The organism is Leifsonia sp. L25 (assembly GCF_050632895.1).
This window is the reverse complement of record NZ_JBODRZ010000003.1, coordinates 1,116,091-1,130,233: the sequence shown is the minus strand read 5'-3', so window position 1 is coordinate 1,130,233 and position 14,143 is coordinate 1,116,091. Positions and strand designations below refer to the sequence as shown.

The window sequence follows — 14,143 nt, the reverse complement described above, 5'->3', positions numbered from 1 at the left end:
CGTATTGGCTAGGAGGCAAGGATGTCTTCCATTCCTGATGGGTAGCGCTGGGTTACTAGCCCTGGTTCGTGCTTTACGTGACGGCCTTCCATATCGCGAACGTGTAGGCGGAACTCTTCGAGCGTCTGCTTTTCATCCAGCGTGAGAAAGTCACGGTTGGCATCAAGCACTCGCAGTACTGCGCGGAGATTGGGTATCACGGTCTCCGTCATGTCTCGTTGCCACATTCGAGCCTGCTCGCTCTCCGGATCAAACTGGTAGTCGTTGTGTGGTCCTCTAGTTTCGAAGATCTTCCAGTTCTGGATGAGCATTGGTTCGATGGCCGCCCGTGCTGCTTCTCGTGAGGGGAACGAATTAACACCAAGAGCCGCTTCGATCTTCTCGAGATGAGATGTCTTCCACGACTGGAGGAGGTCCTCAGGGAAGTCTTCTTCTGCCCTGTCGATCATTGTGTGGCAGCTCGCGCACAACAGAACGAGGTTGCTCCACGCGCCTAGGTCTTCGGCTTCAACCGTTCCGTCTCCGCGCGGTCCTCCAGCGCTGGCGGCGATAATGTGCGCAATTTCTCCGAAATGTACGTCCCCCGCAACCGGGAGATCGACAAAAAGTAGTCGTAGACATTCGGGGTTCTGGCAGCGACCAGCAGAATCGGAAAATAGTCGATACCGCGTTGCCGTCTTGGGATCTGCGCTTCCCCTGCTGCACGACATGGTCGCTAGTACTTTCTCCGAGACGACTTTCTGCCGCGGCCAGCCTAATGTCCGCTCGCTCGTTCCGTCATCTGCGCGGGTCAGTCTGCTCGGACCGTAGTGGAGCTTCGGTGGACTGTTGGACACTAGTTACATGGGAGCGCAAGAACCTCCGTTACCGAGACCACTTGGTGTTTCGGACGGTGAAGCGATTGAGTTGTGTCGACAATGGATGATCCATCTTGGCGCACTCGATTCGGTGACGGCTTCAGGCCAAGCACGAGATGTCTGTGATCTGTACAGCTCGCACTTCCTCGGTTGGGTCGAAAACCGACGGGGCAACCTTGATGTCGACCTTGTTGAACGTGCAGCCGCAACCTCAGCCGGAGACGGGCGGTCCCCTCTGCTGTTTACGCCGGGAGGCGTATTCCCAGAAGGCCCGCGATCGAGCTGACGCGCTTGGCGTTGCGCTACTTCGGTTTCGGGCGCAGGACGGCGCGCTAGACGGCATCAACGAGCGCGGCCGGCAGGCTCGGACTGCTGGACTGGCTAAGCGATAGTCCCCGTCATCGGTCGAGGATCGCAGTTCTGTCCGGATGCGCCATGGTTGATGGCCCCGTCTGGTTCTGGGCCGCGCGATTGAATTCAACTCGTGCGGCAGCTCGCGACGCATCAAGGGTCTCTTCGATTGACTGCCGCTGCATCATTTCGACGAGTTGCGTTCTCGCTGAAGCTTCGGTCGGTGCAACGAGAACGATGTCGTTCTCCTCCTTGCCCCGTGTAAGCCCAACGTAGAGTCCTGCGGCGTCTACACCGGGTCCGACGAGCGCGCGATCGGTGGTCTCGCCCTGGACTGCGTAGACCGTTGATGCATAACCCAGGTGCATGTGAGCGTTGGCGTATTCGTGGGTGACCCTCTTGAGGTCGGTCGAGTCCGACGAGGAGGCGAGAATCACATGTCCTGCCGTGATTTGCTTGACTACCCAATGCTGACGATTCTGGACATCTGACCCGCGATCGTTTCGTCGGGTCTGAACGATGTCGCCCACGAAGATGGGCTGACCACATTGACCCGAGGTGGATTCACTGGTGTCGATCTCGCCGGCATGGATTCTCCGACTCTGGATATCCTCACTGATTGCCAGCGCTTCAGCGTGCGTCGCGACGACGAGCGCTATCGACTTTCGCTGCTCCTCCGCATCGAACCAGGCTGAGACCATTCCGATTCGGGCCTCGGCATCATTATTTGCAAGGACGACATGCCCAGTGTCCACGAGATCGTCGGCGACGCGCTCGGACGCTGCGCGACCTTGCGGATCGCGCAACCTCAACGTCAAGTCTGCCCAAGCGGGATCCTTGAATCGGTGGATGTCCATGAGCTCGACCTGGTCCGCCGAGTGGGCCCAGAAGAGAGCCATCGCGCCGGAGTGCCCCACAGGCAGCGCCTGACGTTGGTCGCCGACTAGTGCCACCGTCGCCTGAGTTCGTTCTAGCACCTCGACGAGGGCATTAGCTGCCTCGAGATCGAGCATTCCGGCCTCGTCTACGACGATCCGATCCCCGGGATGGATCGTAATCCGAGGACCGTCGTACGCGTGCCCGGTGTCGTGATCGACTTCTCCGATCTGGAGGCACCGCCAATCAGTTCCCCCCGCCCTATTCGTGCCCCAACGCCAGCCATAGTCGTGGAGTAGTTGATGCAGCGACGAAGATGCGCTCCGTGTTTCACGGCCAGCCACGGCCGACGCCTTCTTTGTTGGCGCGACGATGATCATGTTGCGGCCACGTAGACGAAGCGCTGCGCCAGCGACTTTCAGCATCGTTGTCTTGCCCGTTCCGGCAGCGCCCGACACCGCGACGCTTCTCGAGGTGCCGGCGATTGCCGCGGCGCCAGCGAGTTGACCTCTATCTAGCGAACGTTCCGGTTCTATTGCTTGTCCGACTGCCTTCACCTCGAGGGTGTTCAGTGCTGCGCCGGGAGCAGAGATTCGTTCGATCCTATATGCGAGGGAGGCTTTCAAAGTCGCCGTTGAAGTGGCCATTCGTCGCTTGATGTGCGCCGGGATGTTCGCCTCACTAAGCAGGCTCACGCTGTAGGTGCGGGTGGCGAAGGAGGCGACTCCGTCAGCGATTTCAGCCAGGCGTTGCCTATCGGCGACGACGCCGGAACTTGCGATCGCTCGAATCGCGCCGGCCAGAACGTCCATGTCGCTGAACCTGCCTCCCGTGCGAGTCGACCGGGCATCGGCGTCGACGATCGCCTTTGACGCGAGGAGCTCGATGTCGAGGTCCTCGATGGCGATCGACCGTGCAACTTTCGCATTGCGTGGCTGCCCGAATTCCGGGTCGACGTGTAGTAGTTCGGCCATCACGATGGACGCCCAATCCTCCTCTTTTAGCTGGCTCGGCTTGTTTGGCCGGCCAGCCGCCCACGCCCACTGATCGATCTGGGTCAGGACGGTGGCGGAGGGCTCCTCACCGGGGTGCTGTTCCTTCCATTCGCGCAGGTGGGCTGCCTTGTTGGCTTCGATCTGCGCAGAGCGCTTCGACAGCGGCCGCACGAGATGCTGCAGCTCCGCGATCTCACCGTCCGAGTTCAGCGTGAAGCCCTTGGCAGCCAGCGCGGCGATCCAGGCTGGGTCGGTCCTGGAGGCAAGATCACCTTCAGCGTTCACGACGTTCTGGAACCGCAGAGCGACGCGAGTGTCGACGTTGGACCACTTCCCGTCGAGCCCTTGGACTTTAACGTTCAGCCAGAGGTGGCGGTGCTTGTGCGGGTCTAGCGAGCGGGACCGCTCGTGGCGGAGTTCGACGATCTCGATGCGAGCCAGGTCTTCGCGGATGGCACCTTGCTTGCCGCGGCGGGCGTTGAGTTCGGTCTGCCACAGCTTGATGATCCGATCTCGCAACCGGTCCTGCAGATCCTCGTACGCGGCAGCCAGTTCCGGGTCCAGCACCGCCGCGATCGAGAACGACTTCGGGGCGTTGATGGTCGCATCCAGAATCAGGTCTGCGACGGGCGACTCCAAATCCCGGCCGCGGCGCTCACTGGTGAGCGGGTCGATACCGTCGACCCAATCCTTCAGCTGGGAACGGGTGAGGAGGTCGTCGCGGATGGCGCCGTTCTCGACGATGTACCGGGTCATTACCGCATCCGCATAGCCGGCCGCCGCCATCGCGCCGTCGGTGGTCTTGGCGGTCAGGGTGGCGTCGCAGACCCCGCCGAAGGCGTAGTGCACGGCCTGCTTGGCCCCCTGGGCCGCCTGTCCGCGCTTCCACCGCGCCACTCCACCTCTCACACTTAGAACTTCCGGTTGCCCGTGCATTTCGGCGCGCATCGCGCGCGCACATCTCGAAGTGTGATGTCTCAGGACATCGGAAGCGGAACTGTCTCAGGACATCGGAAGCGGTTGGTGTCTCAGGACATCGGTGACGGTTCGTCTGGCTTGGGGGCGGGGCGGCGGCCGCGGGGTCGGCCGTTGCTGACGTATTTGACGCCGGGTGAGGGCCAGGGTTGTTCGATGATGAGGGTGCCGTCGAGGTCGAAGAACATGACGGTGGGGCCGGTGTCCATGATCGCGATGCGTTTCTTGCTGTAGTCGCGGCCGATGCCGAATCGGATGCCGTGGAACTCGACGCTGCCGCCGAGGTCGACGAGCTTGACGCGAACGCCGTCGTCACGGCGGCCAAGTCGGGAGTCGTGCGCAGGCGGCCTGGGCGATTCGGCTTTCGGGGTGGCCTGCCAGGCCTGCTGCGGAGTGATCCGTCCGGGCAGGGCTTGGTGGGGTCGTTGGGTGTTGTAGATGATGTCGAACGCATCGACCTGCTCCTGCAGCTGGGCAAGGGTGGCGGCGATGGGCTGCTTGTCGAGGTAGCGGAACAGGGTCTGGTGGAAGCGCTCGATGCTCCTATGTTCGTCAAGTGCCGATTTGGGGCAGGTTGGCGTAGATCTCTCGAGCGATGTATCGCTTCAGGCAGCGGATGATTTCGCGTTTGGTGCGACCCTCGGCGCTGCGGCGTTCGACGTAGGCGAGCGTGGGTTCGTGTCGGCGCATTCGGACGATCGCGACGATGTAGAGGGCGCTGTTCGCGGCGCGGTCTCCGCTGCGGGAGAGCCGGTGTCGTCCGGTGGTTCGGCCGCTGGAGGCGGGTTGTGGGGCGACGCCGCAGAGCTTGGCGAAGGCTGCCTCGTTCTTGATGCGGTTGGCGTTGTCGCCGGCGGTGACTAAGAACTGGGCGGCGACTTCGACGCCGACTCCGTGTAAGGCGACGAGGTCGGGAGCGGTCTGGTTGACGAGGTCCGCGATCTGTGTGCTGAGCCGTTTGGCCTCGTCGTCCAGGGTCTTCCAGCGTCGTGCGAGGTCGCGGAGGGCGAGCTTCGTGCCGGCCAGGTGCAGACGAGCAGGATCCGACAACAGCGAGAGAAGATTCTCTGTCTCAGGTCGTAGGTGGAGGCATCGGTTCACCAGTGTGCGCTTGGTCAGATCGACGAGCTCGTCGCGCAGCTGCGAGGGCGCGCCGATCATCACGCCGAACAGGGCGTTGAAGGCCTGGGTGCGTGCCTTGACCGCGCCAGAGCGCGCGACCCGCAGGGTGCGGATCACCTCGATCGCGCCGGACTTGCTCTTGGGAACAGCGGTGGAGGTCTCGCCGAGCACTGCGCGGGCGATCTGCTCGGCGTCCAGGCGATCGGACTTGCCGTCCATCCGCCTTGCGATCCGGTTGGGCCGGTTCACTTCGATGACGTGTTCACCGCTTCTCGTCAGCTCGCGGGCGAGCGCGGCGCCGAACGAGCCGGTGCTTTCCACCCCGATAGAGGCGAGGCTGCCGTAGCTGCGCATCCAGGACCGAAGAGCGTCGTAGCCGGGTCCGGTGGCGGGGAACTCGTGGTGGCCGAGCAGCCGACCATGATCATCGATGGCGGCGGCGTAGTGGGTGTGCTTGTGAGTGTCGACTCCGCCGATGACCGTGACATCGGTCAATTCAATTGTCATGCTGGAGGTGCTCCTTCCGTGCGCGCTGGTTGAACGGACGGGGCGAGCCGGTCGGGCGGGTCGACAGAACTGTGATGGGGCTTCTAGTCCAAGCTCCTATCAGGTCAGATCCGGTCGGCCGGCGCGCTCCTGGATACTGCGCCGGCCCCGGTCGACAAATCGAACGAAGGACACCATGGTCAGTTCTTGGCCTGAGTCAGACCGAGACCGTCGCAGCACCATGACAAGTCTTCACAATTCTTGCCCTGGGTGGTCGGTTTGAACGGTTTGCCGGTGATCGCCTCGACACCGAACGAAGCCAGGTACGTGGTCAGCTGGCCGGCGAACCCGCGCCGGGACGGGTTGAGGGCCATGCCGTTATCCGACAGCAGCCGCTGGGGAACACCGTGGAGTCGGATGGCTTTGGCGACGACGGTGATCGCAGCTTCGGAGCTCTCGGTCAAGGCGACGTGGGAGGCGACGGCGAGGCGGGAGTGGTCGTCGATGAGCTGGAAGATGACGCACTTGCGTCCCTCGGTGAGGACGTATTCGGTGGCGTCGATCTGCCAGCACGCGTTCGGTGCGGGATAGACGAACCGGCGGTAGGAGGCCCGTGGTCGTTTCCGCGGCTCGAGCCGAGCGACGCCGGCATCGCGGAAGATCCGCGCCAAGGACGACACCGCAGGAACCGGGGTGATTCGAAGGAGCCGCATCCGGTCGTGGACGCTGATCGGACCGTGGTCCAGGCCCGACTGTTCCAGCGCCGCCCTCACCTGGATGGCCTGCCGATTGATCTCCTCAGTGATCTTGCTGGGGCGGGCTCGCGGGCGCCTCGATCGGGGCTCCAGCGCGGCGGCGGGGCCGTCTTCGATGGCCCGTTTCCGGATCTCGTAGAACGTCTTTCGGGAGATGCCGTGTTCGGCGCAGAACGTGGTCACCGACCCTCTCGGAGCATCCGGTGGCCACTGGGTGATCGCGAGACGGACACGGTGATCAACGGGTTCGACACGGCTCATGCCTCAAAGATCGAGGAGAAGTGTCACCACCAAACAGCACCGAAGTGTCACCGATGTCCTGAGGCAGAATCGTCACCTATGTCCTGAGACATAACAGCGCACATCTCGAAGAGTGCCTACGTGCATTCGCTCTTTCCTTCTCTGTCTCCTGCTTCTGCTTTCCTTCTCTCTCCTTGGTGTTCCCCCGTTTCTTCGGTCACTTAGCATCGGCCTTATTGGTTCGGGAGGTTGGTCTTTATGGCTAGACGTTTCCCAAGGGAGTTCCGTGTTCGTGCGATCGAGTTAGTCCGGATCAGCGACCGACCGCTTTCGCAGGTCGCCCGCGAGCTCGGCGTCTCGAACATGTCAGCGCTCGTCAGGAATTGAGCACTTTCGCTCGTGAGGAATTGAGCACTTCGTTGTGTGGTTAGTTTGCCGCGTTTTCGGCGCGGACGGAGGGTAGCGTCTCGATCTCGGTGTTTCGGAGTCGATAGCTGGAGCCCTTCAGTGTGACGACTTCGGCGTGGTGGACGATGCGGTCGATCATGGCCGCGGCGACGACTTGGTCGGAGAAGACGTCGCCCCAGCGGGCGAAGGGCATGTTGCTGGTCAGGATCAACGACGCGTGTTCGTAACGGGATGAGACGAGTTGGAAGAACAAGTTCGCGGCGTCCTGCTCGATCGGGATGTAGCCGACCTCGTCGACGATGATCAGCCCGTAACGGCGCAGCTTGGCCAGCTCAGCGCCGAGCTTGCCAACCGTGTGGGCGGCTTGCAGGCGGGTTACCCATTCGGTTGCGGTGCCGAACAGAACCCGGTGACCCAGGTGGGCGGCTCTGATCCCGAGCGCGATCGCCAGGTGTGTCTTGCCAGTCCCGGGCGGACCGATCAGGACGACGTTCTGCCCGCCCGCGAGAAAAGCCCCGCCGGCCAGGTGCAAGATCGTGTCGCGCTTCAGCGCGGGTTGGTGATCGAACACGTAGTCCTCGATCGTCTTGCGGGCGGGGAACCCGGCCGCCCGGATCCGCAGATCCGATCCGGAGGAGTCCCGGGCCGAAACCTCCCGATCCAGGACGGCAGCTAAGTATTCCTCGTGGGACCACCCGGCGTCGCGGGCCTGCTCGGCCAGCCGGGCAGCGTGCTCCTGGATGCGCGGCGCCTTCAGCGCCCGGGCGAGATGGTCGATCTGCTTGATCGCGGTGCTAGTCATGCGGTGTGCTCTTCCTGGTCGAGGGTGATGCCGAAGAAGGCGTCGTAGTCGGCCAGATCCCGCAGGATCCCGGCATCCTCGATCGTCTTCGGCCACGGTTGCTGGAACGCGACCCGCAGCCGGCCGGCGCTGCTGACGTGTTCGGGGTCGGTGATCCGTCCGGCGCGTCCCCAGCTGCGGGGATGGTCGGCGACCAGCCGACCGGCGAGACGCGCTTGGACCCGCTCCAAGTCGGCGCTGACATCGACCATCCGATCGATCGCCGCCGGGTCGACGGAGTAGTCATTGCCGAGCACGGGCGTGTAGTAGTCCCGGCCGACCCGGATCCGGTTGCGGAACCCGGCCTGCGGGTCCAACGGCGGCAACGCCAGCATCGACCTCCGGTCCAGCTCGATCAGCTGAGTCGGCCGGGTCTGGAGCGATCGGACCGTTCGTTGATTCGCTCTGGTCAGCCAGGTCGCCAGCTGGGCGTTGAAGTCGTCGGGGTGCTCGAACTGGCGGCCAGGCATGAACGAGGTCTCCAGGAACTGGTTCGCTCGTTCGACGATGCCCTTGGACTCCGGATCGAAGGGCTTGAGCTGAACAATCCGAGTGGCCAGCGTCCCGCAGAACCCGGTGACGCCCTCCGCGAGATGGTTGCGGCGGCCAATGCCGGCCTCGTTATCCCAGATCAGTCGTCGGGGAACGGCGCCCAGCTGCCCACTCAGCAGCGACCACATGCCGGCCAGCAGGTCCGGTGTCTTGCGGGTGGGTAGCATCCGGGCGGTGATGAACCGTGAATACGAGGCGACCATCACCAGCACCGGGAAGGACGCCCATTGGCCGGTCCCAGTCGGAATCCGCGCTGGCGGGAACCAGAGATCGCACTGGACCTGGTCGCCCGGGGAGTAGTCCAGCCGGTCGGCTGGGTCCTTCGGTGAATACTCCGGCCGCAGCAGGGCGACCCGTTTCCGGAACCACGACGGCGACCCTGCCCAACCGACTCGTTCGGCGATCACCGTCGCCGGCATCGTCGGGAACTCGGCCAGCAGCGACCGGACCCGCGGCTCGAGCTCGTCGAACGCCGACGGTCTCGGCGGCTGCTGATAGGTCGGCGGCGCTGGCGAGGCCAACGCCCTCGCCACCGTGTTCCGCGACAGCCCGAGCTGTCTGGCGATCTGCGCCTTCGGCACTCCCTCTGCCAAGTGCAGCCGCCGAATCAAGGCCCAATGCTCCAAGGTGATCACCCGTCCAATCTGGATCAGGTGCTCAATTCCTCACGAGCGTTTCTGCTCAATTCCTAACGAGCGCCGACAAACAGTGCGCTCTCGAGATGGGTGGCGGAGGACGACTTCGTCAAAGCGCAGGCGGAGAAAGCCGCCGGAGTGGTCCCGGTGCTGGATGCGGATGAGCAGGCGGAGCTGGTCCGGTTGCGTCCCACTCCCCGGCGGACTACGAGAAAATCGTCCCGACGACAGTCACCCTGGCTGCCTGAAACGACACATCAAACTGTCCGAGGAACCGGGGGAAGATCAGTCGCTCCTGTTCCTCGTTCTTTTGGATTCTTCTCCCGCGCCCTTGTTCCTTTTCGCCGGTACGTCGCCTTCGCGCGACGTGGACAGGACAGCCCCAGGCAAATGGGATGGGTCCCGGTTCTGCCAGGGTTCGCATCCTCCGGACCGCGCCACGCGACCGGAGGAGGAAGAGCTGCGGCTTGCGATCAAAAGCTGCGTTGCTCGGGATCCCGCGTCAACGCCTAAGTGTGCAACTGACTGAGACCTGCGGCGGCTGGTCCTCTGCTCGGATGATGCAGCGGAGCAAAGACCCGAGCAGGCCGCTCGGCGCAGCAGGGCCTTCACTACCTAGTTGGCGTTAGCGCGGAGAACCACAGGCGATGATCGCCCGAGCCGTCATGGCCCACCCGCGCGGGCGAGTCTCAGGCGGATTGGCGACGGACGATCTCTGGGTCGATGGCGGTGTGGCGGGGCTCTCCGCTGTACCCGCCGTCCATCCGTTGCAAAAGCAGCCGGGCACATGCCCGTCCTTGTTCGTGGGCGAATGCTTCAATTGTGGAGAGCGGGGGATCGCCATTTCTGCCGCGTCGATGTTGTCGTATCCGGTGACAGCGACGTCGTCGGGTATTCGCAGCCCGGCGCGGCGGAGCGTATCCATGGCGCCGATTGCGATCATGTCGTTCGCGCAAACGACTGATGTTGGAACAGGCCCGGACGCGAGGAGCTCGGCCATTGCCTCGCGGCCGCCCTGCCAGGTGTATGTGGTCTGGGTGAGAGACCAGTCGGATCCTGGAACGTTTAGGGCTCTGATCGCATCGAGGAATCCGTCACGTCGAGGGTAGGAGGATCCTTCGTTGTCGGGGCCGCCGATGTAGGCGATTCTGCCGCCGCGGCGTTGCCAGACTTCTGAGGTGATTTGGCGGATCGCGGCCCGCTGGTCCACTCGGACGGTGTCCCAGTCGTGTTCAGGAGGGCCGTCCAGGCCGCCTTCGACGAACTGGACGCCCGCATCGGACAGAATTGCTGCTTTGGCTGGAGTCAGTTCGTGACCGAAGATTATGGCGCCGTCGACGTGCCGGTCCACGAGCGTTGCGAGCACGCGCTGCTCGATGTCGTCCTGGTGATCGGTGTCGTAGAGGGCTACTTGGTAGCCCAAGGGGCGCAGGATTTCGCTGACACCTCGAGCGACCATGGGGTACAGAACGTGGGTGATGTTCGGGACCACGATGCCAACAGTGTGCGATCTCTGCTGTCGGAGGGCTCGGGCGAGCTGATTGGGGCGGAAGTTCAGCTCGTCAATTGACTGCTGCACCCGCTCTCGGGTCGCGGCGGAAACGGGCCGGGAGCCGCCAAGGACCTGAGACACGGTGGCCGGGCTCACGCCGGCGTGGGCCGCCACGTCCGCCACGGTGATGCGCCGCTCGGGCTGCGACATTCGTACCTCTCGTCCTCGCGACATTTGCATTTTCGCAAATCGATATGACCCTCGTGTTGACAACTCCGAAACTAGTTCATATTGTAACCACAACGCAATTCGATTTGCGTTCCGCAACGAACCCGAAGAAGAGGTTTCCTGTGACACGAGAATTTTCGCCTCGTCCCCGCCTGGCTCGCTTGGCCGCGCTGGTCACCGTCACCGCTCTGGCCAGCGTTGGCCTGGTTGCGTGCTCCGGATCTGGCGGATCTGAGGACGCGTCCGGACCGATCACCCTGCAGACGTGGGGTGATGTCAAGAATGCGCAGAACCAGTTTGCCGCCTATAAGGCGGCTTTCCCCGCCGACGCTAAGGGCCAGAGCCTGAAGGTGGAGTCGGCCGGCGCCAACGACTCTGATGCCGTGGCCAAACTGCGACTCCAGCTCTCCAGCGGGAAGAACATTCCCGACATCGTCGAACTGAACTATTCCGAGCTTCCTGAGTTCGCTGAGTCGGGCGTCCTGGCGGACCTGACCGAACTCGCGAAGCCCTATGTCGGGAATGTGACCGACTCCGCCAAGACGCTGATGAAGTACAACGGCAAGGTGCTCGCCTTCCCGTATGAGGTGAAGGAGAAGCTCTGGTTCTACCGCACTGACATGTTCCAGAAGGCCGGCATCGACGTCGCCTCGGTCAAGACGCAGGACGACTTCATCGCCGCCGGGAAGAAACTGCAGGCCGCGTTCCCGTCCAGCTTCATCTGGAATGTTGCTCCGAACCCGCAGCAGTATCAGTGGGGGATGATCGTGTCCGGTAATGGTGCGAAGTACTCCACTAAATCGCCAAAGTGCGGGATCGCCGTTGGCACCGATAAGGGCACCGCCGAGGCCTTCACCGCTTTGAAGGCCCTTCGCTCCTCCGGCGTGGTCGACACGACGCACGATGACTTCACGCCGGAATGGCAGGCAGGACTGGCCAATGGCTCGATCGCGTCCAGCCTCGGCGCAAGCTGGCTCCCTGTCTTCCTTCAGCAGTACGCGCCGGATCTGGCCGGGAAGTGGGGCGTGACTACGTGGCCCGAGATCGGCGGCGCCAAGGGCGGAAGCGAAGCCGGGGGTTCGCTGTTCGTCATCACCGACGCCAGCAAGCACAAGCAGGCCGCGGCAAAGTTCCTTGGGAGCACGCTGATGACCAGCAAGGGTACCGCTGAGTTCATGAAGACCCAGACCGGCTACATCCCCAACGTGACCGACCTGCTCAATGACCCCAAGGTCCAGAACAACGCGTACTTCGGCCCCAGTCTGATCAAGGCATTCGTCGACTCCTCGAAGACGTACAAGCTTTTCGCCTTCGACCCGGCAGCGAATAAGGAGACCATGGTCCTGAGTGCCCAGCTCGCCAACTACCTGAGCTCGTCTGATGCCAGCCCGGAAGCTGCTCTCGCGACGGCGCAGCAGCAGCTGGCCTCGCAAGTCGGCTGCCCGTACGGCAAGTGATTGCCTGCTCCATTCTCTACCGAGGGATCTGATATGACCGCCCATCTGCGGGAGAGCGACCGGACTACCCCGGCCGCTCTCCCCGCGGAGACCCCGCGAACTAGAAGCCGGACACGCCGTCCACGCCGTCGGCTGCTGGAGGGCTGGGTCCCCTATCTGTTCATCGCCCCGTTCCTCCTGTCATTCCTGATCTTCTTCGCTGTTCCGTCTGCATTCTCGATTGCGCTGAGCTTCTTCAAGTACCGCGGGTACGGACAGGCCAGCTGGGCCGGTATCGACAACTACGCTTCCCTGTTCCAGTCACCGGATTTCTGGCAGAGCGTCTCGAATACCCTCTTCTACTGGCTGGTGCCGGTGGTTCCGCTGATCGGAGGAGCGTTTCTCCTCGCGCTGCTGGTCCGATCTCGCCTGTCCGCATGGCCTCGGGCATACAAGCCGCTCCTTTTCGTGCCACAGGTGATGGCTCCCGTGGCGGCCGCAATCGTGTGGCGTGTCATTCTCAGCAGCGAGGGGGTGCTCAACTCCGTTTTCGGCATCAACATCAACTGGATCAGCGATCCTACCGCGGGCAAGTGGGGCGTGGTGTTGTTGCTGATCTGGCGAGGGATCGGCTGGTACTTCGTCATCTTCTTGTCCGGGCTCACAAGCGTCCCCGATGAGCTGCTCGAGGCAGCGGAACTGGACGGTGCAGGCACCTGGACGCGGATCCGGTACATCATCGTGCCGATGATGCGCCCGATCTTCCTCTTCGCCGTCGTTATCGACACGATCTCCTCCCTTCAGTTGTTCACCGAACCGAACCTGTTGCTTGGCAACGCCTCCTCACCAGCGGGAGCCCCACCATCGGCCGCGCCGATCATGAACCAGGTGGTCCTGAACATTACGAGTGGACAATTCGGCCTGGCCGCCGCCGTCGGTTGGCTGATGTTCATCGCGATCGGGATCTTCTCGATCATTCAGTTCCGACTCTTCCGCGAGGACAACCGATGACCACGATCACACGCCCCTCGACCGGCCGCCGCCCTTCCCGGAGTTCCCGCTGGCTAGGAGCCCGGGGAGCCGTCAATATCGTGCTGGTCGGGTTTGCGATCCTCGCCGTCTACCCGTTCGCCGTGATGGCGTTCGGCGGTTTCAAAAGTCCAGGGGAGCTCACCAGCAACCCCGGCGGCCTGCCTCAGTCTCCGACGTTCGCCAACTTCATCGCTCTCTTCACCGGCGCGACAGGGGCTCAGATGTGGCGCGCGCTGTTCAACAGTGTCATCGTCGCGATTCCTTTCACCGCTCTGACCGTGTTGCTTTGTGCGATGGCGGGCTACGCATTCGCGCGCTACAAGTTCCGGGGCAGGGGCGTCCTGTTCGCCATTCTGATCGCCTCGATGCTGGTGCCAGCTGAGGTCAACATTCCCAGCCTGTACCTCTTCTTCGCGCAGATCGATTGGCTCAACTCCTACCAGGTGCAAATCCTCCCAGGCACGGCGAGCGTCTTGGGGATGTTTATGGCCCGCCAATTCATGGCAGGGATTCCCGGGGAGGTGCTCGAGGCCGCCCGCGTTGACGGAGCGGGGCACTGGCGGACCTTCTGGCAGGTGGCTCTTCCGATGTCGACGCCCGTGCTCGGCGCGATCGCCGTGCTCACTTTCGTCGCCAAGTGGAGCGAGTACCTGTGGCCGCGAATCATGGTCAGCGACCCGGACTACCAACCCGTCATGGTGTTGCTTCCGGCGCTGAGCACGGGTGCCGACGGGTACATCGTGCACTACGAGATTCTGCTGGCCGGCGCGCTGGTGATCACGCTCCCGTTGCTACTGATCTTCCTGCGCTATCAGGACAAGCTCATGGCCGGCACCACGGCCGGAGCCGTGCGTGGCTGAAC

At 63.1% G+C, this 14,143-nt stretch carries 10 protein-coding genes and 2 pseudogenes; 4 read left to right on the top strand and 8 right to left on the bottom strand.

The features are described from left to right. Positions 1-8: 8 nt before the first annotated feature. From ACRAWC_RS09305 to ACRAWC_RS09285, 5 genes and pseudogenes are all read right to left on the bottom strand, one after another. A complete protein-coding gene (locus ACRAWC_RS09305) occupies positions 9-449 on the bottom strand; it encodes a hypothetical protein (RefSeq protein ID WP_431347458.1) in 441 nt (146 codons plus the stop codon). 806 nt (positions 450-1,255) lie between these two features. Next, positions 1,256-3,928 (bottom strand): AAA family ATPase, encoded by a 2,673-nt coding sequence (locus ACRAWC_RS09300; RefSeq protein ID WP_431347457.1) that lies wholly within the window; start codon positions 3,926-3,928, stop codon positions 1,256-1,258. Between the two features lie 464 nt (positions 3,929-4,392). Next, positions 4,393-4,590 (bottom strand): annotated as a pseudogene (locus ACRAWC_RS09295) (integrase core domain-containing protein); the annotation flags it as partial. Between the two features lie 16 nt (positions 4,591-4,606). Continuing rightward, positions 4,607-5,683, bottom strand: coding sequence for an IS110 family transposase (locus ACRAWC_RS09290; protein WP_431346400.1), 1,077 nt, complete (start codon positions 5,681-5,683; stop codon positions 4,607-4,609). 236 nt (positions 5,684-5,919) lie between these two features. Continuing rightward, positions 5,920-6,678: pseudogene (locus ACRAWC_RS09285) on the bottom strand (DDE-type integrase/transposase/recombinase); the annotation flags it as partial. A 237-nt stretch (positions 6,679-6,915) separates the two neighbouring features. Here ACRAWC_RS09285 and ACRAWC_RS09280 point away from each other — a divergent pair. After that, positions 6,916-7,044 (top strand): transposase, encoded by a 129-nt coding sequence (locus ACRAWC_RS09280; protein ID WP_431347456.1) that lies wholly within the window; start codon positions 6,916-6,918, stop codon positions 7,042-7,044. A 40-nt stretch (positions 7,045-7,084) separates the two neighbouring features. Here the strand turns inward: ACRAWC_RS09280 and istB are convergent, their stop codons facing one another. The 3 genes from istB to ACRAWC_RS09265 form a co-directional block, all read right to left on the bottom strand. Beyond that, positions 7,085-7,867 carry an IS21-like element helper ATPase IstB gene (gene istB / locus ACRAWC_RS09275; protein ID WP_407792078.1) on the bottom strand — a complete coding sequence of 261 codons (783 nt, stop codon included), beginning with the start codon at positions 7,865-7,867 and terminating at the stop codon, positions 7,085-7,087. Next, entirely contained in the window at positions 7,864-9,084 is a 1,221-nt protein-coding gene (istA, locus tag ACRAWC_RS09270) for an IS21 family transposase (RefSeq protein ID WP_407792084.1), read from the bottom strand. Before istA ends, istB begins: the two co-directional genes overlap by 4 nt. A gap of 634 nt (positions 9,085-9,718) precedes the next feature. Further along, positions 9,719-10,795 carry a LacI family DNA-binding transcriptional regulator gene (locus ACRAWC_RS09265; protein ID WP_431347455.1) on the bottom strand — a complete coding sequence of 359 codons (1,077 nt, stop codon included), beginning with the start codon at positions 10,793-10,795 and terminating at the stop codon, positions 9,719-9,721. Positions 10,796-10,974: 179 nt separating this feature from the next. Between ACRAWC_RS09265 and ACRAWC_RS09260 the strand changes: the two genes are divergently transcribed. From ACRAWC_RS09260 to ACRAWC_RS09250, 3 genes are read left to right on the top strand one after another with little or no spacing between them, the layout of a single operon-like run. Continuing rightward, complete coding sequence (locus ACRAWC_RS09260) at positions 10,975-12,270, top strand: ABC transporter substrate-binding protein (RefSeq protein WP_431347454.1); 1,296 nt, start codon at positions 10,975-10,977, stop codon at positions 12,268-12,270. A gap of 33 nt (positions 12,271-12,303) precedes the next feature. After that, positions 12,304-13,260, top strand: a complete 957-nt coding sequence (locus tag ACRAWC_RS09255; RefSeq protein ID WP_431347453.1) for a carbohydrate ABC transporter permease — start codon at positions 12,304-12,306, stop codon at positions 13,258-13,260. After that, positions 13,257-14,141, top strand: coding sequence for a carbohydrate ABC transporter permease (locus tag ACRAWC_RS09250; RefSeq protein WP_431347452.1), 885 nt, complete (start codon positions 13,257-13,259; stop codon positions 14,139-14,141). The genes ACRAWC_RS09255 and ACRAWC_RS09250 overlap by 4 nt, the downstream gene beginning before the upstream one ends. Positions 14,142-14,143: the final 2 nt, after the last annotated feature.